14 protein-coding genes are annotated in these 19,680 nt (G+C 65.5%); 12 read left to right on the plus strand and 2 right to left on the minus strand.

Features of this window, described 5'->3' with window-relative positions; genetic code table 11:
- Window positions 1-38 precede the first annotated feature (38 nt).
- Window positions 39-1,376, minus strand: a complete 1,338-nt coding sequence (locus AOM45_RS26505; protein WP_030467589.1) for a jacalin-like lectin — start codon at window positions 1,374-1,376, stop codon at window positions 39-41.
- Window positions 1,377-1,750: 374 nt separating this feature from the next.
- Between AOM45_RS26505 and eno the strand changes: the two genes are divergently transcribed.
- The 7 genes from eno (at window position 1,751) to AOM45_RS26535 (ending at window position 10,122) form a co-directional block, all read left to right on the plus strand.
- Window positions 1,751-3,037 carry a phosphopyruvate hydratase gene (eno, locus tag AOM45_RS26510; protein WP_030467588.1) on the plus strand — a complete coding sequence of 429 codons (1,287 nt, stop codon included), beginning with the start codon at window positions 1,751-1,753 and terminating at the stop codon, window positions 3,035-3,037.
- 12 nt (window positions 3,038-3,049) lie between these two features.
- Window positions 3,050-3,544 carry an FtsB family cell division protein gene (locus AOM45_RS26515; RefSeq protein ID WP_081902116.1) on the plus strand — a complete coding sequence of 165 codons (495 nt, stop codon included), beginning with the start codon at window positions 3,050-3,052 and terminating at the stop codon, window positions 3,542-3,544.
- Window positions 3,520-4,020, plus strand: coding sequence for a DUF501 domain-containing protein (locus AOM45_RS26520; protein WP_030467586.1), 501 nt, complete (start codon window positions 3,520-3,522; stop codon window positions 4,018-4,020). The genes AOM45_RS26515 and AOM45_RS26520 overlap by 25 nt, the downstream gene beginning before the upstream one ends.
- Window positions 4,021-4,165: 145 nt before the next feature.
- Window positions 4,166-5,479: a lytic transglycosylase domain-containing protein gene (locus tag AOM45_RS26525; RefSeq protein ID WP_156093815.1), complete on the plus strand. Its 1,314-nt coding sequence runs from the start codon at window positions 4,166-4,168 to the stop codon at window positions 5,477-5,479.
- Between the two features lie 102 nt (window positions 5,480-5,581).
- A complete protein-coding gene (locus AOM45_RS26530; protein ID WP_030467584.1) occupies window positions 5,582-6,412 on the plus strand; it encodes a helix-turn-helix domain-containing protein in 831 nt (276 codons plus the stop codon).
- A 13-nt stretch (window positions 6,413-6,425) separates the two neighbouring features.
- Window positions 6,426-6,581, plus strand: coding sequence for a DUF397 domain-containing protein (locus AOM45_RS49860; RefSeq protein ID WP_081902114.1), 156 nt, complete (start codon window positions 6,426-6,428; stop codon window positions 6,579-6,581).
- Window positions 6,582-6,714: 133 nt separating this feature from the next.
- On the plus strand, window positions 6,715-10,122 hold the full coding sequence (locus AOM45_RS26535; protein ID WP_081902113.1) for a LamG-like jellyroll fold domain-containing protein: 3,408 nt from the start codon (window positions 6,715-6,717) through the stop codon (window positions 10,120-10,122).
- Window positions 10,123-10,982: 860 nt separating this feature from the next.
- Here the strand turns inward: AOM45_RS26535 and AOM45_RS51875 are convergent.
- A complete protein-coding gene (locus AOM45_RS51875) occupies window positions 10,983-11,411 on the minus strand; it encodes a hypothetical protein (protein WP_162185656.1) in 429 nt (142 codons plus the stop codon).
- Between AOM45_RS51875 and AOM45_RS26540 the strand changes: the two genes are divergently transcribed.
- From AOM45_RS26540 to AOM45_RS26555, 5 genes are all read left to right on the plus strand, one after another.
- The gene (locus tag AOM45_RS26540; protein WP_162185655.1) at window positions 11,404-16,866 is read left to right on the plus strand and encodes an RHS repeat-associated core domain-containing protein; all 5,463 of its coding nucleotides are present in this window, start codon (window positions 11,404-11,406) and stop codon (window positions 16,864-16,866) included. The genes AOM45_RS51875 and AOM45_RS26540 overlap by 8 nt on opposite strands.
- A complete protein-coding gene (locus AOM45_RS51115; protein WP_156093813.1) occupies window positions 16,863-17,252 on the plus strand; it encodes a hypothetical protein in 390 nt (129 codons plus the stop codon). The genes AOM45_RS26540 and AOM45_RS51115 overlap by 4 nt, the downstream gene beginning before the upstream one ends.
- A gap of 369 nt (window positions 17,253-17,621) precedes the next feature.
- The gene (locus tag AOM45_RS26545; protein ID WP_030467581.1) at window positions 17,622-18,179 is read left to right on the plus strand and encodes a GNAT family N-acetyltransferase; all 558 of its coding nucleotides are present in this window, start codon (window positions 17,622-17,624) and stop codon (window positions 18,177-18,179) included.
- Window positions 18,169-18,720 carry a GNAT family N-acetyltransferase gene (locus tag AOM45_RS26550; RefSeq protein WP_030467580.1) on the plus strand — a complete coding sequence of 184 codons (552 nt, stop codon included), beginning with the start codon at window positions 18,169-18,171 and terminating at the stop codon, window positions 18,718-18,720. The genes AOM45_RS26545 and AOM45_RS26550 overlap by 11 nt, the downstream gene beginning before the upstream one ends.
- An 8-nt stretch (window positions 18,721-18,728) precedes the next feature.
- Window positions 18,729-19,670 (plus strand): Ppx/GppA phosphatase family protein, encoded by a 942-nt coding sequence (locus AOM45_RS26555; RefSeq protein WP_030467579.1) that lies wholly within the window; start codon window positions 18,729-18,731, stop codon window positions 19,668-19,670.
- Window positions 19,671-19,680: the final 10 nt, after the last annotated feature.

Below are 19,680 nucleotides of genomic sequence, written 5' to 3' on the forward strand. Positions count from 1 at the left end.
AGCATCCGTCCTGTTCGGCGGGCAGAACTGACGACAGCCTAGTTCTTTCGCGTGTAGATGAAGCCGATCTTGTCGACCTCGTCGCCGGTGCGGCCCGTGAAGCCCGCGATGCCCCAGCCGGCGGGCGCGGTGCGGGTGACGCAGTTCGAGGTGGTGCTGCCACCGGCGAGCGTGCGCCCCAGGTTCGTCGTGAACTTCGCGTAGAACACCCGTGTGTGGTTGTTCTTGCTGCCCTGGCAGAGGTAGGCGCTGTTCACGTACTCGTTGCTGCCCAAGGTGAGCGACGAGTACGTGCCGCCCTGCCCACCGTGGGTCAGCTTCGTGCCGTCGCCCAGCGTCACGCCCACCTGGTCGACACGGGAACCACTCCGGAGGGAGATCTCGGTGGCCTGAGCGCCCCACGCCATCCGGTCGACGTCGTTGAAGTAGTTGCCGTGCGGGCCGCCGAACTGCTCGCTGAACTGGTACGCCGGGTTGGTCGACCAGCTGAACCCGACGGCCAGCGGATAGTGGTCGGACAGCATCTTGCCGTCCTGCAGGAAGTCGGTGTGCTTGTTGGCGTACGAGGTCGCGTTGAGCGTGACGGCCCGGCTGCCGCGGTACCAGAACTTGTCGACGACCTCGCAGTCGCTGGTGGGGTTGTCCTTGTTGCACACCAGGGAGTCACTGCCCTCCGCCGGGGCGTTGCCGCCGCGGACGAGCTGCACCCACGGGTCGGTCAAACCGTTGGCAGCGGCGAAGTTGCGGATCGTCGTGCCGTCGGTGCCACGGGTGTAACGGGTGTTGGTGTCACCCATGACCACCACCGCGTTGCCGGCCGAGTGGCTCTGGATGAACGAGCTGAGCTGGTTGAAGTTGGAGGCCCGTGCCGCCAGGTCGCCGCTCTTGTCACCCGCGTCGGCGTGCAGGTTGTAGAAGTCGACGTACACGCCTTCGGCCAGCCGCGTCCGCATGAACGTGAAGCCCTTGGGAGTCAGGCAGTCGCCGCTGTTGAGGTCGCAGTCGTTCCACTTGACCCGCTCGAAGTCGTCCCAGTCGAACGGCTTGTGGGACAGCGTGTTGAGCCCGCTGCCGAAGGGCACGCCACCGGTGGTCGCGGTGCGGTGCGGGTGGTTGTTCGCCGCGTACAGCTGAGCGTGGTAGTTGAAGTCCTCCTGCACGTGGACGATGTCGTACGGCGCCAGCCGCTGGCCGATCGCCGTCGTCGCGGGCACGCGGGGAGTCGGCGCGCTCGACAGCGACTCCGGCAGCCCCGCGATGTTGTACGTCATCGCGGTGAACGTGCCCGACTCCGCCGCGGAGGCTGTTGTCGGCAGAACCACGATCGCGGCCGAGGCGAGTGTTGCTGCCACGGTGCCGGCCAGTGCTCGTCGCATGAGGGGCCCTTCTTCGCGCCCGGACGCCCTCTCGGGCGGAGTTGACGAGAATGTAGGACTCGCCGTGCGCCACCGGAACTGGATGGTGAATGAATTTCGCGTTTATGGGGATGAACCAGCCTGGTGGTGTGGGCTGAACGGCTGCCGCTCATCCGCCATGCGGCTCGGGCGCCTCGTCCGGCGTCAGCGGCCTCGTCCGCTGACGCCGGACTGAAGAGTTCGGACATCGGCTGGGCCGCCACGCCGTCGTCTGGCACGATTCAGTAGACCGGACCCGGCGCTCCACTGTGATCCGCAGGTGTCGAGCCCCAGCCGGTCACCTGGCCCAAGTAGGCTCGTCGCGAGACGAGACGCAGGAGAAACAGGGAGCGCAAGTGGCGGTCATCGAGCAGGTCGGAGCACGCGAGATCCTGGACTCGCGCGGCAACCCCACCGTCGAGGTCGAGGTGGCTCTGGACGACGGCACGCTGGAGCGTGCGGCCGTTCCGTCGGGCGCGTCGACCGGTGAGCACGAGGCGGTGGAGCTGCGCGACGGCGACGCCAAGCGGTACCTGGGCAAGGGCGTCGAGCGGGCGGTCACCGCTGTGCTCGACGAGATCGGGCCCGAGCTGGTCGGCATCGAGGCCGTCGAGCAGCGCGTGGTGGACCAGAAGCTCGTCGACCTGGACGGCACGCCGGACAAGTCGCGCCTGGGCGCCAACGCGATCCTCGGTGTGTCGCTGGCGGTCGCGAAGGCCGCGGCCACGTCGTCCGGCCTGGAGCTGTTCCGCTACGTCGGTGGCCCCAACGCGCACGTGCTGCCGGTGCCGATGCTGAACATCCTCAACGGTGGCGCGCACGCCGACACCGACGTGGACATCCAGGAGTTCATGATCGCGCCGATCGGCGCGGAGACGTTCCGCGAGGGTCTGCGCTGGGGCGCGGAGGTCTACCACGCGCTCAAGTCCGTGCTGAAGAGCAAGGGTCTCGCGACCGGCCTGGGCGACGAGGGCGGGTTCGCCCCCAGCCTCAGCAGCAACCGCGACGCGCTCGACCTCATCCTCGAGGCCATCGAGAAGGCCGGCTACCGCGCCGGTCGCGACGTGGCCCTCGCGCTCGACGTGGCCGCCACCGAGTTCTTCTCCGACGGCGCCTACACGTTCGAGAAGTCGAAGCGCAGCGCCGAGCAGATGATCGGCTACTACTCCGAGCTGGTCCGCGACTACCCGCTGGTGTCCATCGAGGACCCGCTGTCCGAGGACGACTGGGACGGCTGGGTGCAGATGACCGCCGAGCTGGGCGAGAAGGTCCAGATCGTCGGCGACGACCTGTTCGTCACGAACCCGGAGCGCCTGGAGGAGGGCATCTCCCGCCGCGCCGCCAACGCGCTGCTGGTGAAGGTCAACCAGATCGGCACGCTCTCCGAGACGCTCGACGCGGTCTCGCTGGCCACGTCGTACGGCTACAAGTCGATGATGTCGCACCGCTCGGGCGAGACCGAGGACACGACCATCGCCGACCTCGCCGTCGCGACCGGTGCCGGCCAGATCAAGACCGGCGCCCCGGCCCGTGGTGAGCGCACCGCGAAGTACAACCAGCTGCTGCGCATCGAGGAGTCGCTCGGCGACGCGGCGCGCTACGCCGGTGAGCTCGCGTTCCCGCGTTACACGCCGGAGAGCTGAGAAGCTTCAGGTATGGCCGAGCGCGCGCGTCGTCCCCGCCGCCCCCGCGAAGAGCGGGAGGCGCGGCCTGCGCGCGCTCGGAAGCCACCGCGTCCCAAGGCGCCCACGCGCCGCAGCGACGGCACGGGTGGCGCGTTCGGCATGACCGGTACGCGGCGGGCCGCGATGTTCGCGATGGTGCTGTGCGCACTGGCGTTGAGCATCGCGGTCCCGTTGCGGACGTACCTCTCGCAGCGCGACGAGCTGCGCGACGTGGGTGCCGCACAGCAGAAGCTGCGCGAGACGGTCGCTGCCCTGGAGCAGCGCAAGGCACAGCTGCAGGACCCGGCGTACGTCGAGATCGAGGCGCGCAAGCGGCTGCACTGGGTGCGGCCGGGCGAGGTGCCCTACATCGTGCAACTGCCGGGTGACGAGAGTCGCAACACTGAATCGGAGAGGCCGTCGGGCAAGCCCGCGGCGCAAAGGTCTTGGTACGAGGAACTGTGGGAATCGGTGACGCACAAGTAAGTGCTGCTGACCTGGAAACGGTCGCCAAGCAGCTCGGCCGCACGCCGCGCGGGACACGTGCGATCGCCTCGCGGTGCCCCAGCGGGCACCCGAACGTCGTGCAGACGGCCCCGCGGCTGCCCGACGGGACGCCGTTCCCGACGCTGTACTACCTGACCTGCCCGAAGCTGAACTCCCTGGTCAGCACGCTGGAGAGCGGCGGGCTGATGAAGGAGCAGCAGGAACGCCTGGCGACGGACGATGAGCTCGCCGCCGCGTACCAGCGCGCGCACGAGTCGTACCTCGCGGAGCGTGACGCCATCGAGTCTCTCGGCACCCAGGTCACCGCGGGCGGCATGCCGACCCGCGTCAAGTGCCTGCACGTGCACGTCGCCCACGCCCTCGCGAAGGGTCCCGGCGTGAATCCCATGGGTGACGAAGCCCTGGCAATCTTGAAGGAGCAGGAGCTCTGGCCCGCCGGAGACTGCGCGAGTTAAGAGTCAACGGAACCGAACACGCGCTTGACTCCGTCTTGGGTACACCTAGCCTCAGTAGTGGGGCAGGGTGGGACAGGTCACCGATGGGGGCGTCTGCCGTAACGTTGGACGGCGCGCCGCGATGACGCACGAGAGGTGAGTATTCGTGGCAATGGCCAAACTGCGCGGACCCGCGGCGCTGACCCCCAGGCAAAAGGGGTTCGCCGTTGCTGCGCTGGCTGCGATGCTCGCCCCCGCGTTGATCGTCGGCACGAAGCTCGTCGACTGGGTCAACCTCTCGAAGCACAACGACATCGCTGTCGCTCTCGGTCCCGCCGACGTGTACGGAGCGTTGCGCCGCGACCCCTCCGAGCTGGGCGCGTCCGGCCGCCTGCCGATGTCCGAGGAGCTGAGCGCCGCACTGCTCGCCGACCTCCAGGACGGCGACATCGACGACCTCAACAACGACCCCGGCCTGGTCGACAACTTCCCGGGCACCTACGACATCCCCGGCGTCGTCTTCGAGGCCTACCTCCGCGCCGAGGACAAGATGGCGCAGCTCGTCCCCGGCTGCAAACTCGACTGGGCCCTGCTCGCCGGCATCGGCAAGGTCGAGTCGAACCACGCCAACAACGGCCGCGTGAACGCCGTCGGCGACGCCACCCCGAAGATCCTCGGCCCGGTCCTCAACGGCGCCCCCGGCATGGCCGCCATCCGCGACACCGACGGCGGCCGCCTCGACGGCGACACGGCCTGGGACCGCGCGGTCGGCCCGATGCAGTTCATCCCCGGCACGTGGGCGAGCTTCGGCGGCGACGGCAACGAGGACGGCACCACCAACCCGAACAACGTCTACGACGCGGCCCTCGGCGCCGGCCGCTACCTGTGCGCGGGCGGCGGCGACCTGACCAAGCAGAAGGACCGCGCCGATGCGGTCTTCCGCTACAACAACTCGAACTCGTACGTCGAGACGGTCCTCAAGTGGGCCAAGCAGTACAGCGAGAACGTCAACGCACTGCCCGGCCTGCCCGCCACGGGCAACAACCAGCAGAACCCGGCACCGAACAACCCGACGCCGAACCCGGACCCCGGCACGACGAACCCGCCGACGACCTCGATCACGCCGTCGATCCCCCCGAAGCCGACCTGCCCGACCCCGACCTCGTCTTCGAGCGCGACGTCCAGCTCGTCCACGTCGTCGTCCACGCCTTCGTCGACCACGTCGTCGTCGTCGTGCCCGCCGTCGTCCTCGTCTTCTTCGACGCCGTCGTCGGCTTCGTCCAGCTCGTCGTCCTCCTCTTCGTCGGCGTCGTCTTCGAGCCCGCCCGCGCAGTCGTCGTCGGACCCGCCCGCCCAGTCCTCCTCCGGGACCACCCAGGCGACGACGAACAACACCACCACCGGTGGCACGAGCAGCACCGCCGGCAGCAGCTCGGTGCAGTCGGCGTCGACGAGCTTGGTCACGAGCACGCCCAGCTAGTCCGGCGTGTCGCGTTGGAACGATTCCAAGTCGTACTTCGTTCGGGGCGATTCGGGCAGAAACGTTGGAGCGCAGGGGATCTCGTCTCATAGCTTCGTTTCCATGCCGAAGCGCAACTCAAGCGTGGTGGGCCGGGAGTTCGGCACCGGGGTCCGCGACGCGATCGAGCAAAGCGGCCTCACGCAACGAAAGCTGGCCGAACTGCTCGACTGGCAGGAGGCCAAGGTCTCCGATCTGGTGCAGGGCAAGGGCGGCGTCAGCGAGGTCGACCTCATCCGGCTGCTGTCCTACTGCCGTGCTCCCGCCGCCGATGTCGAACACCTGCTCGCGTTGTTCAGGGAGTCACGCGAAAAAGGCTGGCTGCTGTTCCCCGAGGACGGCGTCCCAGAGCGGCTGCGCAGCCTGATCGAACAGGAGCGCATTGCCAGCAAGATCATCGCGTGGTCGATGAACCTCGTCCCCGGTTTGCTTCAGATCGCTGCTTACATGCGCGCGGTGGCGGAGAAGTCGACGCGGCTCAAGCCTGCGGACATCGATGCGTTCATCAGGGCGAAGCTCGAACGGCAGACGATTCTGAGGCCTGGTCGCGAGTTCGTGTTTTTCGTGCACGAGCAAGCACTTCGGCTACCTGTCGGTGGCCCGGACGTGATGCGGTCGCAGCTGATCCAGATACACACGATGTTGGTGCGCCAGTACATCAGCCTCCGGGTCGTCCCAACCGCGATCGGCGCGCACGCCGGGTTGGCCAGTTCCTTCGTCCAATTGAGGTACGAGAAGTTCGAGCCGGTCGTCTACATCGAGAACCACAACACCGGCCTCTTCCTGGAGGACAAGGGGTCCCTCGACACGTACGGCGAGGCTTTGAAAGGGCTGGATCGTGACGCCTTGGACGCGGTTCAATCGAGGGGGCTGATCACCAGCATGCTGTCCTGAGGAGGCGTTCCGCATGTCGAACTGGCGCAAGAGCAGCTACAGCGCTGACGGAAGTGACTGCGTCGAGGTCGGCCACGGCATCGGCATCCGCGACAGCAAGGCGCCCGCCGCACATGTGCAGGTCTCCCGTGATGCATGGGACGCCTTCCTGATCATCGTGAAGATGTGAACAGAAGGCTCGTCGCCCGGCAAAGTTGATCTCGTTCGGCGTATTCCCTTTCCACATGGCTTCCTCCATGCTGCTCCAGCAAGGGTCGGGGGACCTGAGAGTGGCTGCCGGCAGTCCGGCAGTGGGGGGATAGATGCGAATCGCCAGAGGGCGGAGCTCTGCTCTGCCCGCGTTCACTGCTGCCATCGTGTTCACGGGCACGCTCATCGGCTCCGTCGCCACCGCGAGCGCCGCTGTACCGGACGAGGTCGCCGACCCGACCAGCGCCGAGAAGCTGGCGAAGCAGAGCGGCAAGTCGATCGTCATCGGATCGAAGACGACCGAGGAATCGCAGGTCAAGGCCAACCCGGACGGCTCCCGGACGCTGATCACCCACACGCACCCAGTGCGCGTCAAGCAGAACGGCGCCTGGGCTGCGGTCGATCTGAATCTCGTCCCGCAGGCTGATGGCTCGCTGGCCCCGAAGGCGGCACCGGTGGCGATGTCGTTCACCGCGGGTGGTGTCGGATCCGCAGCGAAGCCGGTGGCACGGCTGATCAAGGGCGATGCCGAGGTCGGCTTCGGCTGGGACGCCGACCTCCCGCCGGCGCAGATCTCCGGGCAGACCGCGACCTATCGGGAAGTGCTGCCCGGCGTGGACCTTGAAGTGCAGGCAACGCTGACGGGCTTCTCCCAGAACCTCGTGGTCAAGACGGCCGAAGCGGCGAAGAGCTCGAGGCTCCAGAAGATCACCTTCAAGTCGCACACCAAGAACACCAAGATCACCGGGCCTTCGGGGGTTGCCGCAAGGTCTTCCACCAGTGCCACCACCCCGACCAACGGTCTCGTGGTGACCGGACCTGACGGTAGCCAGGTCTTCAGCGGTGATGCCTCCCGGATGTGGGACTCCTCCGCGTCAGCCCGTCAGGGCGTCATGGGGGTAGAGGTCGGCCGGGACACCATCTCGGTCACTCCTGACCAGAGTTTCCTCTCCGACCCGAACACGACGTACCCGGTGCGGCTCGACCCCGACTACTACTGCACCTCGTGCAGCAAGGCGCACCACGCGGTCGTGCAGTCGCCGTGGCCCAAAGCGCCCAACTACGACGTGACGTCCGGGGATCTGGGCGACCTGAAGGCGGGATACCTCAACGCCGGGTCGTTGGGTGCGAGTACGGCAGGCGTGTCGCGGACGTACTTCGAGATGCACACGGCCGACATCGTCGGCAAGCACATCCACTCGGCCACGTTGCACGCCAAGGTGATCGCGTCGTTCTCGTGCTCGCCGACGCCGACGGAGTTGTGGCTGACCAACGGGATCGGCCCGGACACGACGTGGAACAACCAGCCGGGGTGGATCCGGCGGCTGTCCGAGAACAACGTGAAGAACAACCCCGGGCACTGCGCGACGGACGGTGGCGCGGACTTCGACGCCACGTCGGCGGTGGCAGAAGCGGCGTCCACACCGTGGTGGATCACCGCGTTCATGTTCAAGGCCAAGGACGAGCAGTCGCTCGACGACTCGTGGCGTCGCTTCGATCTCAACCCCTACCTCGAAGTCAACTACAACTCGTACCCCAACAAGCCCGTGGACCTCGGCATCGAGGGCTGGGGCCCCAACGCCGCAGACGCGATTCCGTGCCGCATCGGCGCGAACCGTCCGTACGTGGCCACGCGGACGCCCCGGTTGCGCGCCCGGCTTTCCGATCCGGACGGCGGAAGAATGGATGCGGGTTTCCGGCTCATGGTCGGGACGCACGACAAGTACACCTGGAACGGCCAGGACATCCACACCGGCGACGTGCCGTCCGGCTCGTTCGCCGAAGTCACGGTGCCGAACGGCTGGATCTCCAACGACGGGATCCACAGCTTCCAACTGTGGTCCGGTGACTACGAGTCAAGCAGCTGGTCACAGCTGTGCGAGTTCATGGTCGACACGACCAAGCCGAACACACCAGCGGTGTCCTCATCGGACTATCCGGAAACCGGAATCAATGGCAGCGTTGGTCGTACGGGCAGCTTCACGTTCTCGCCCAACGGCAACACCGGGCCTGACAACACGATGGACGTCGCCCGCTACGGCTGGTCGCTCAACGTCGACACATACGAAAATCAGGTCGACGTCACCAATGCGAGCGGCGTGGTAACCGTGCCGATCACCCCGGCGTTCAGCGCGAACACGCTGTACCTCCAGGCGTACGACAAGGCAGGCAACCCGGCTGCACATCCGCGCAAGTACGTGTTCAACGTGGCGGATCCTTCAGGCCCGGTGGCAGCGTGGAACTTCAACGAGACCAGCGGGGCGACCGCGGCTGACATCACGGGCAAGGGCCGCCCCCTGACTCTGAACGGTGCGACGTTCGGCTCCGGCTACGCGGGCAACGGCCAGATCAACACCACGAGCTCGTTCTCCAAGACCTCGTCAGCCGTGGTGGACACGTCCCGCGCGTTCTCGGTGTCGGCGTGGGTGAAGCTGACCAAGACGGATGGCGACTACACGATCGCAAGCCAGGACGCTGACCACGTCAGCAGCTTCTTCCTGGAGTACGTCCGTGACGTCAACCGTTGGTCGTTCGGTGCGGGCGGATCTGTCCGAGTGGTGTCGTCCGCGCCACCCGAGGTGGGCGTGTGGACTCATCTTGTCGGTACCTATGAACCCAACACGCGCAAGTTGTCCTTGTACGTCAACGGAAAACCCGAAGGAACAGTCGACGCGACACTGGGTACCGCGACCGGTCCGTTCGTTGTCGGTGCTGCCTTGTGGCCCAGCGGCCGAGTCCACCACCTGCCCGGCACCATCGACCACGTGCAGGTGTGGGACCGCGTCCTGGACGCGGCCGAGGCGGCGAAACAAAACAACTTCGTAGTGCTGCGTTCTCACTACAACCTCGACGAGCGCACTGGAGCAACGACCAAGGACGAGGTGACGGGCCAGAACGCCACGGTCACGGGCGAGGGCGCCAGGTGGGCCGGCACGCCGGTCGATCCCGACGACCCGAACCAGATCCTGACGAGCAAGGACAAGTGGCTGAACTTCGACTCCTCGCAGTCGGGTGAGGTGACGGCGCCGCGTCCGGCGAACCTGCGGACCGACCGGTCGTACACGGTGTCCGCCTGGGTTCGTCACGGTGGGCTCGACAGCTCCGCGCGAGCAGCGGTGGCCATGGGTGACACCACCCACTCGCCGTTCGTGCTGGGCTATCGACCGGAGACCGGCAAGTGGGGCTTCCTGCTGACACAGACCTCATCCGGTGGCGGTGTGTACGCGCTCTCTGACGGCGCCGCCCAGCCGAACGTCTGGGTGCACCTCGCGGCGACGTTCGACGCGACGAGCGGCACGATCACGTTGTACGTCAACGGCATCAAGCAGACAACGTTCAGCCACGGATCCACTGGGCTGCAGACCTTCAACGCGTCTGGTGACGTCTGGGTGGGGCGCGCCGTCTGGGAGGGCCGCCGCTCGGACATGTGGAAGGGCGACGTCGATGACGCCCGAATCTACTCGGGCGCCATGTCCGACCAGAACGTCAGAGATCTGTTCTCGGCCACCAACCACTTCTGACCACTTGGGGATGTTGCTGTGAGAAGTAGAAAGCTGACGTCGGCCTGCGTCGTGCTGTCGTTGCTCCTCGCCTCCGGTCATGACGCGCTGGCGGCGGGACCCAACCAGTACAGCTGGAAACTCCCTGAGCTGCAGATGGACAAGTCGGTCGAGACGACCAGCCCGCCTGCCGTTCGGGCAAAGCCCCAGGATCAAGCGGCGAAAGCTGCGGTGACCAAGCCGGATCCCGTGTCGTGGCCTGCGGAGTCACAGACCGAAGTCGAGGTCAGCGCCGCCGCTGCCAAGGTCGGACCGGTTTCGCTGCAGAGCAAGGAGAGCACTGCTGCACGGTCGGTGAAGCCCGCGAAAGTGGGGGTGACCGTCAAGGGACAGGACGTTGCCAAGAAGCTCGGGCTCAACGGCGTCGTGCTGACCGTGGCGGATGCCGGCGGCGCTTCGAGTTCTCCGGTGCGCGTTGACGTCGACTACCGGTCGTTCGCGTCGGCGTTCGGTGGCGACTACGCCTCTCGGTTGCAGATGGTGTCTTTGCCCGCGTGTGCTTTGTCCACTCCGGACAAGGTGGAATGCCGACGAGCTACGCCGGTACCAGGGGCTCAGAACGACAGCAAAGCGGGCAAGGTGTCCGCGGACGTGACTCCGGCTGCGTCTGCTTCGTCGACATCGGCGCAGCGGGCCGCCACGAGTCCAATGGTGCTTGCAGTCGCCGCGGCTCCGTCCAGCAGCAACGGCAGCTACACAGCCACCTCTCTCGCTCCGGCCGGGTCGTGGAACGCAGGTGGGTCGTCCGGTGACTACACCTATGGCTATCCGGTGCGCCTCCCGCCTGCGATCGGTGGCAAGGCGCCGTCGGTCTCCCTCGGCTACTCCTCGCAGAGCCTTGACGGCCGCACGTCGTCCACGAACAACCAGGCGTCGATCGTGGGTGACGGCTGGGACGTGACGCCCGGTGGGTTCATCGAGCGGCAGTACAAGCCGTGCGGTCTCGACCTGGGCGGCAACAACGGCCAGACGAAGACCGGTGACCAGTGCTGGGCCACCGACAACGCCACGATCAGCCTGGTCGGTGTGTCCGGCCAGCTGGTCAAGGCGCAGGAGGACCAGAACGTCAGCGTCTGGCGGGCGAAGAACGACGACGGCGCTCGCATCGAGCGCTTCAAGGGCGCGGCCAACGGTGACGACGACGGCGAGTACTGGAAGGTCACCACGACCGACGGCACCCAGTACTTCCTCGGACAGAACCGGTTGCCGGGATGGTCGGACAACAAGCCCGAGACACAGTCGGTGTTCACCCAGCCGGTGTACGGCAACCACGACAACGAGCCGTGCAAGAAGGCCACGTTCGACGCGTCGTGGTGCAAGCAGGCGTACAGGTGGAACCTCGACTACTCGATCGACCCGCACGGCAACGTCACTACGTACTATTACCAGCAAGAGACCAATCACTACGGCCGCAACCAGGACCCTGCCAAGGGCACTCCATACGTCCGCGGTGGTCACCTGACGCGCATTGAGTACGGACTGCGCAGCGACAACTTCTACGGTCCGGCAGGCGCGAGAGTTCTGTTCGACACAGCCGAACGCTGCCTGCCCAACGGAGCGATCACTTGCGACGCAGGGCAGCTCAACTCCTCGACGGCCGCGTCGTGGCCGGACGTGCCGGCAGACCAGATCTGCAACGCGGGCGAGCAGTGCACCAACCGGCTCACGCCCACGTTCTTCACCCGCAAGCGACTCACCAAGATCACCGCTCAGGTGGGCAACGGCAGCGGCGGGTTCTCCGACGTCGACTCGTGGTTGCTGACGCAGGACTTCCCAGCCACCGGCGATGGCACCTCGCCGGCGATGAACCTGAAGTCGATCGTCCACACGGGCCACGTCGGGGGCACGATTCCGTTGCCTGCAACGACGTTCGATCGCAAGGCGATGGCCAACCGGGTGGACAGCGGCCGCGACAACCTCTCGCCGATCACCCGCTACCGAATCACTGGTATCAACGGCGAAGCCGGAGCACGCACCGAGATCACTTACAGCGAGCGCGATTGCGTGCCCGGTTCGCGGATGCCGTCCGCGCCGGAGTCGAACACTCTGCGCTGCTATCCGACCTGGTGGACGCCGGACGGCGCGTTGACGCCGATCCTGGATTACTTCCACAAGTATGTCGTCACTGACATCACCGACGATGACCGCACAGGCGCGTCGTCGTTGGTCAAGACGCACTACGACTACGTCGGTGATCCGGCGTGGCACTTCGACGAGAACGAGTTCGCCGAGGCCAACAGACGGACGTGGTCGCAATGGCGTGGCTACGGGACGGTGCGCACGGTCAAGGGCGACCCGGCGGGCAAGCAGAGCGTTGCGGAAACCGTGTACATGCGCGGCATGGACGGCGCGACGGTGTCGACCAGCGAGGGCGAGCCGATCGCGGACGTCGATCGCCTCCAGGGATTTGTGCGGGAGACCAGGCAGTACAACGACGGCGCGCTCGTGGCGGCGTCGGTCAACGACCCGTGGGTCAGCGAGGCGACCGCGACTGGTGCGGACGGCAAGCAGGCGAAGCTGAGCAACGTCCTGGAGGTACGGGGCCGAACACTGCTGGAGAGCGGTGAGTGGCGGCGCACGAAGGTCAAGAAGTCCTACGACTCGGTCGGCATCGTCACGCAGGTCGAGGACCACGGCGATCTCAAGGTAACGGGCGACGAGTCGTGCGCCCGGACGACGTTCGCCCGGAACGACGCGGCGTGGATGCTCAGCTACGCCTCGCAGGTGGAGACCGTCAAGGGTCTCTGCGACGTGCAGGCATCCGCATCGACGATCTTGACGTCGGCGCGCTCGTCGTACGATGGCCAGGAGTGGGGTGTACCGCCGACCAAGGGCGACATCACCCAGGCCGTGGCGCTGGACAAGTGGGACGGTTCGGGGCAGAAGTGGGTCACCGCGTCCACTTCGACGTTCGACGCGTACGGCCGTCCGAAGAAGATCACGGACGCGACCGGCCAGCAGACAACCACCGCGTACACGCCTGAATACGGCCCGTTGAAGCAGGTCACCAGCACCAACGCCTTGGGCCACGTGTCGACCGGGTACTTCGAGCCGGCATGGGGTCTCTCGACCGCATCGGTGGATGCGAACGGGCGACGTGCGGATCTGGCGTACGACGCGCTGGGCCGAATGGTGTCGGCGTGGACGCCGGGACATCCGAAGGCGACCAGCAAACCCGACGCGGTGTTCGAGTACGCGTACAACACGAACGCACCGAGCGTCGTCACAGCGAAGCGGTTGCAGGACGACGAGAAGACCTATCTGGTCTCCTACACCCTCTACGACGGTCTGTTCCGTGAGCGACAGACTCAGTCGCAGTCCCCTGCCGGAGGGTGGCTGATCTCCGACACGTTCTACGACTCACGCGGCCTGCCGTACAAGACGAACGGTGCTTACTGGAACAACCAGGTTCCCGGTGCGGCGCTGGCTGGTGTCTACGACAACCAGGTGCCGAACCAAACCGTCACCGAGTACGACGGGATGGAGCGTCCGACGGCGTCGATCTATCGCAAGTACGCGGTGGAGCAGTGGCGCACCACCACGTCCTACGGTGGTGACCGCGTCCACACCATCCCGCCTCAGGGCGCGACCGTGACAACGGTGATCAACGACGCGCAGGGCCGCACGACCGAGAAGCGCCAGTACACGGCAGGTCTGGGCACGGCGTTCGATGCGACGAAGTACACCTACACCCCTGCAGGGCAACTGGCGTCGGTGACCGATCCGATGGGTAACGCCTGGCGCTACAGCTACGACCTGCGTGGACGCAAGGTCGCGTCGGATGACCCGGACACCGGCCACTCCGAGACGGAGTACGACGCAGCCGGCCGAGTCCTTTCCACAAAGGACAGCCGCGGCCGCAAGGTCTCGTACACGTACGACGCGTTGAGCCGCAAGACGGCCTCGTTCGACGGAACCACCAAGCTCGCGGAATGGGAGTACGACACCGCAGTTGGAACCAATGGTGCTCTGAACGGCCGTGGCATGTTGACGTTGTCTCGCAGGTGGGCCAACGGACAGGCGTACACCCGCAAGATCCTCGGCTACGACTCGGCGGGCCGACCGACCGGGGAAAAGATCATCATACCGGCAGCGTCGGAGGGCGCACTCGGCAACAGCTATGAAACCCGGCCCAGGTACACCAGCACCGGAAAGATCGAGTCGCTGGCCTACGTGGACGTCAACTCGGGCGGCAAGACCGTCGTGCCAGGCGAGACGGTGGTGTCGACCTACAACAGCTTCGGACTGCCGGAAACCACCACCAGCAGCGAAGGGCACTACGTCACCGGCACGAGCTACTCAGCGCTCGGCGAGGTGCTGCAGGAGACCTACGACAGCACGGACAGCCCGAACAACCTCTGGCTGACCAACTACTACGAGGAAGGCACCCGCAGGCTCGAGCGCACGATCGCAGACCGGGAGACGTCCACGTCGTACCGGATCGCGGACCGCAACTACAGCTACGACGCGTCCGGCAACATCAACCGAATCGCTGACACGCCTGTAGGCGGTCCGTCGGACATCCAGTGTTTCGCCTACGACTACCTGCGTCGAATGACGTCAGCGTGGACTCCTGGTTCTGGAGACTGTTCCGCAGCCAAGTCGACCTCCGCCCTGGGCGGTGCGGCGCCGTACTGGTTGTCGTGGACGTTCGACAAGACCGGCAACCGCCTGACGCAGACTTCGCACGCCACGACAGGCGACACGGTGAACACCTTTACCTATCCCGCATCGGGCGCGGCCCAGCCGCACACGGTGACGAAGGTCGACACGGCTGGTCCCAACGGCACGTCACAGGACACCTTTGGCTACGACGCGGCCGGCAACACGACGTCGCGCAAGATCTCTGGCGACACGCAAACGCTGGAGTACGACGTCGAAGGCCGCGTGTCGAAGGTGAAGAACGCCGACGGCAAGGAGTCGACGTACCTCTACGACGCGGACGGCAACCGGCTCATCGCCCGCGAGCCGTCGGCGAAGACGCTGTACGTGTTCGGCCAGGAGATCCGTCTGGAGACCGGCACGTCGACGCCGTCGTGGACTCGGTACTACAGCCACAACGGACACGTCGTTGCTCAGCGGAACTCGATCTCGGGCTTGAAGTGGCTGCTGGCTGATCACCAGGGCACGGAGATCGCTGCGGTGACTGCTGGGAATTTGGCGGTGGCTTCTCGACGTCAGACTCCGTTCGGTGAGTCGCGTGGCAGTGCTGCAGCTCCGTGGAGCTCGCGTGGGTTTGTTGGTGGTACGCGGGAGGAGTCGGGTCTGACGCGTGTGGGTGCGCGTTTGTACGACTCGTCTGCTGGGCGGTTCTTGTCGGCGGATCCGATTATCGACAACAACGATCCGCAGCAGCTGAATGGTTATGCGTACAGCAACAACAGTCCGGTGACGTATTCGGATCCGACTGGGTTGTATTCCAACTGTGGTCCGGATGGCATCAGGTGCGGATATAATCCGGCGCCTTACAGTGATAAAGAGGGAAGTCAGTATCAGCACAACGAGGGTATGAACCCTGGGAACAAGCTGGCTCGGGTGTTTCAGCAGCAGCAGGCGGCGCAGGTCAGTGCGATGGCTGCGGAGGGTATCAGTAAGGCTGAGTATGAGGAGGCGTTGAAGAACGCCCACAGGTCGAAGTGGGACGTGATCAAGGAAGTTGCTTGGGAGATGTTGAAGGACATCTCCGGGTGGAACGATATTGTGGATTGTTTCACCAAGGGTGATATCTGGGCCTGTGGTGGGCTGGTGATGAATCTGGTGCCGTGGGGCAAGGTCGGCAAGGTTCTGGAGGCCGGCTACAAGGCTGTGAAGGCTGTTGCCTCGATGGCGAAGGTGATCGAGAAGGCCCAGGGTCTGTTGCGGCGGGTGGAGAAGATCGCCGCGCGGGCGCAGGAGATCGCCGTGGACGCGCTGCGCAAGCTGGGTGGCAAGTCGGACAGTGCTGGTGGGTCGTGTCTGCTGCACAGTTTTGTGGCTGGCACGTTGGTGTTGATGGCCGACGGGTCGTCCAAGCCGATCGATGAGATACGGGTCGGAGACAAGGTCAAGGCCACTGATCCGGCTTCGGGTGAGACGTCGGATCGGGAAGTTGTCGGCACGATCGTGCACACCGACGAGGGTGACATGACCCGCGTGACGGTGGACGGCGGCACGGTGGATGCGACGTCGTGGCACCCGGTGTGGGTGGAGGAACGGGGCGACTTCGCCAAGATCGGCACCCTCGAACCCGGCGAACACCTGCGATCGGTTGATGGATCGCTTGTCGTTGTTTCGGCGGTTGAGCGCTACGAGCGGCTGCAGCCCGTCTACGACCTGACCATTGATAAGGCCCACACGTACCACGTTGTGGTGGCTGACAAGCCGATCTTGGTCCACAACTGCGGTGAAGAATCTGATGATCTGTTCCGTGGCGTGTGGCCCGAACACCCTGACTACGAGGACGCTCTGAAGGGTGACGTGGTGCCCACAGGTTGGGGCAAGGACGGGGCTAAACTGACACCCGACGAGCACAATGCAGGAATGTTGGGGCTGAGTGACCACACGTCCTGGACGACAAGCCCTGAACTGGCGGCCCGGAGGGCTCGAGGAGGTGTGGTTTTGCGAGTTTCTCGAGCGGACTATCCAACCGTTGAGTCGCCGGACTATTTCAACGAGGCGGAGGTCCTGATTTATGGGCCAGTCCGTGGTGCGGAGCGGGTGCAATGAGTACACATGTTGAGGTTCCTGGCGAGCTGCTCCAGAGCAGGCTACGTGAGTACTTGACGGCCGCAGGGCAAACTGTGAGCGATCGGTGGGCCGCACTGGCCGACGAGGAATGGCCGGATGTCTTTTCTGGCAACGTCGCCGAAAAGGCTTACTGGGTCGACCTTTATCGTCGCAGGCAGGAGGATGCTTCTGCGCTCGGATCTGGATTGGCGGATGTCCTCGCGAAGGTGGTTCGTGAATTATCTGATTTCAATGGTGATCGCATTGTTCTTGTTCTGGTGAGCCTGCAAAACTGCTCATACTTCGTCTGGTTGAGTCCAGACTTTTCGCGTGCGGTCTCATGCTTTCGTGCGAAAGACAAGCGAAAGTTGGAAGGTTCGGGCTGACTGTCTGGTCAACCGCAGCGGTTGCTGTAACTGCAATGCGTGCGGCCCAGCCGATGGCAGGGCCGCACCTTTCACAGTGGGCGTGGGTTGCTCTGAAACAGAGGGTCTCGATGACCGACTTTCAGTGCATCAACAGCGCTCGATCTGGAAAAATGACGTCGCTGTGGAGCTTTCCGCGTGGCCATGACCTGCGCGAAGGCCGTGTCCGTGGCGCGTCGACTCCATCAGGTAGCGGCAACTCTCGAAAGACGGGGTTCTGCGGCCCAGCCGCTGGCAGAGATGTCGCGAGCATCGGCGGGCAGGAGGTCGAGCATTCGATGGTCTGAAAATCGCGAGGCGCGAGGCGGCCGTCCTTGGCATGGTGCAGGTGTGCGACCTGACTACCCGCTGAAAACGGACCGCCTCGTCCTGCGCCCGTTCGAGGAACACGACCTCGACGACCTGCACGCCTACCGGTCCGATCCCGAGGTCTGCCGCTACCTCTACACCCACTGCGCCACCCTCGAGGACTCCGCCGACCGCCTCACCAAGACCCTGACGATGAGCGAGCTGACCGAAGAGGGGCAGTGGCTCGTGCTCGCGGCCTATCTGCCGGAGGCGGGCAGGGTCATCGGTGACGTCGTCCTCAAGTGGATCAGTGAGAAGCACCGTCAGGGCGAGATCGGGTACGTCTTCAACCCGGAGTTCCAGGGCCGCGGGCTCGCGCGGGAGGCCGCCGAGGAGATGCTGCGGATCGGGTTCGAGGACATGAAGCTCCACCGCATCGAGGCCCAGTGCGACCCGCGCAACGAGCCGTCGTGGGGGTTGATGGAACGCCTCGGCATGCGCAGGGAGGCGCACTTCCGGCAGAACGAGGTCTTCAAGGGCGAGTGGGGCGACCTATATATCTACGCGATGCTCGACGAGGAGTACGCGCGTGCGTCCTGACTACCCGATCAAGACCGCGCGGCTGGTTCTGCGGCCGTTCGAGATGAGCGACCTCGACGACGTCTTCGCGTACCGGCGGCTCGAAGAGGTCAACCGCTACCTCTACAGCGAGCCGTACACGCGTGCCGAGGCCGCGGAGAACCTCGCGAAGTGGACCGCGCAGGACGAGATCATCGAGGACGGGCAGTCGCTGGCGCTCGCGGTGACCCTCGAAGGGCAGGTCATCGGTGAGGCCGACGTCAAGTTGCTGAGCGCCGACCACCGGCAGGGCGAGGTCGGCTACATCTTCAACCCCGCGTTCCACGGACAGGGCTACGCGAGCGAGGCCGCGCGAACCATGCTCGGACTCGGCTTCGAGGAGCTCGGGCTGCACCGGGTCCAGGCCGAGTGTGACGTGCGCAACGAGCCGTCGTGGCGGGTCATGGAACGCCTGGGTATGCGCCGGGAGGCCCACTTCAGGCACAAGGAGATCTTCAAGGGCGAGTGGGGCGACAGTTTCGTCTACGCCATGCTTGCCGCGGAGTACCGGACGCTGAAGTAGGGGTGATCATGTCGCGGGTTGCGGCCATCGACTGCGGGACCAACTCGATCCGACTGCTCGTCGCGGACGCGACGTTGCGCGACGACGGCACCGCGTGGCTGCGGGACGTGCACCGCGAGATGAAGATCGTTCGCCTTGGGCAGGGCGTGGACGCGACCGGGCGGTTGCACCCCGACGCGATCCAGCGCACCAAGGAAGCGCTCGAAGACTACTTGCGCACGATGCAGCGCAAGGGCGTCGAGCGCGCGCGGATGGTCGCGACGAGCGCCACGCGGGACGCGAGCAACCGCGACGACTTCTTCGGCATGACCGAGGAGGTCCTCGGCGCGCCCGCCGAGGTGATCACCGGGGACGAGGAGGCGGGGCTGTCGTACCTCGGCGCGGTGGCCGATCTTGACCCGGAAGAGGGACCCTTCCTCGTCACCGATCTGGGTGGAGGTTCGACCGAGTTCGTCCTCGGCACCGGCACGGAGGTCGAGGCCGCGAGGTCGATGGACATCGGTTGCGTGCGGCTCACCGAGCGGTTCATCCACTCCGATCCGCCGAAGAAGGACGAAATCGCCGCGGCGGAAGCGTTTGCGCGTGAAGCGATCAAAGAAGCCTTCTCCGTGGTGCCCGTGGAGAAGGCGAAGACGTGGATTGGCGTCGCCGGCACCGTCACGACATTGTCAGCCCTGGTCCAGGGGTTGGAGGTGTACAACAGCGACGTTATTCACCTCAGCAGGATCACACTTGACAATGTTCGTGAAATCACCGACCGTATCCTCTCCATGACGCATGATGAGCGTGCCTCGCTCGGGCCCATGCACCCCGGTCGAGTGGACGTGATCTGCGGTGGAGCGCTGGTCCTGCGTGCGATTGCCGACGAACTGGAGAATCGCGCGGGTATTCGCACGCTCGTGTGCAGCGAGCACGACATCCTCGACGGCATCGCGTTTTCCCTGGTCTAGAGCCGAATTA

The sequence above is a fragment of the Lentzea aerocolonigenes genome, from assembly GCF_000974445.1.
Lineage (GTDB): Bacteria > Actinomycetota > Actinomycetes > Mycobacteriales > Pseudonocardiaceae > Lentzea > Lentzea aerocolonigenes.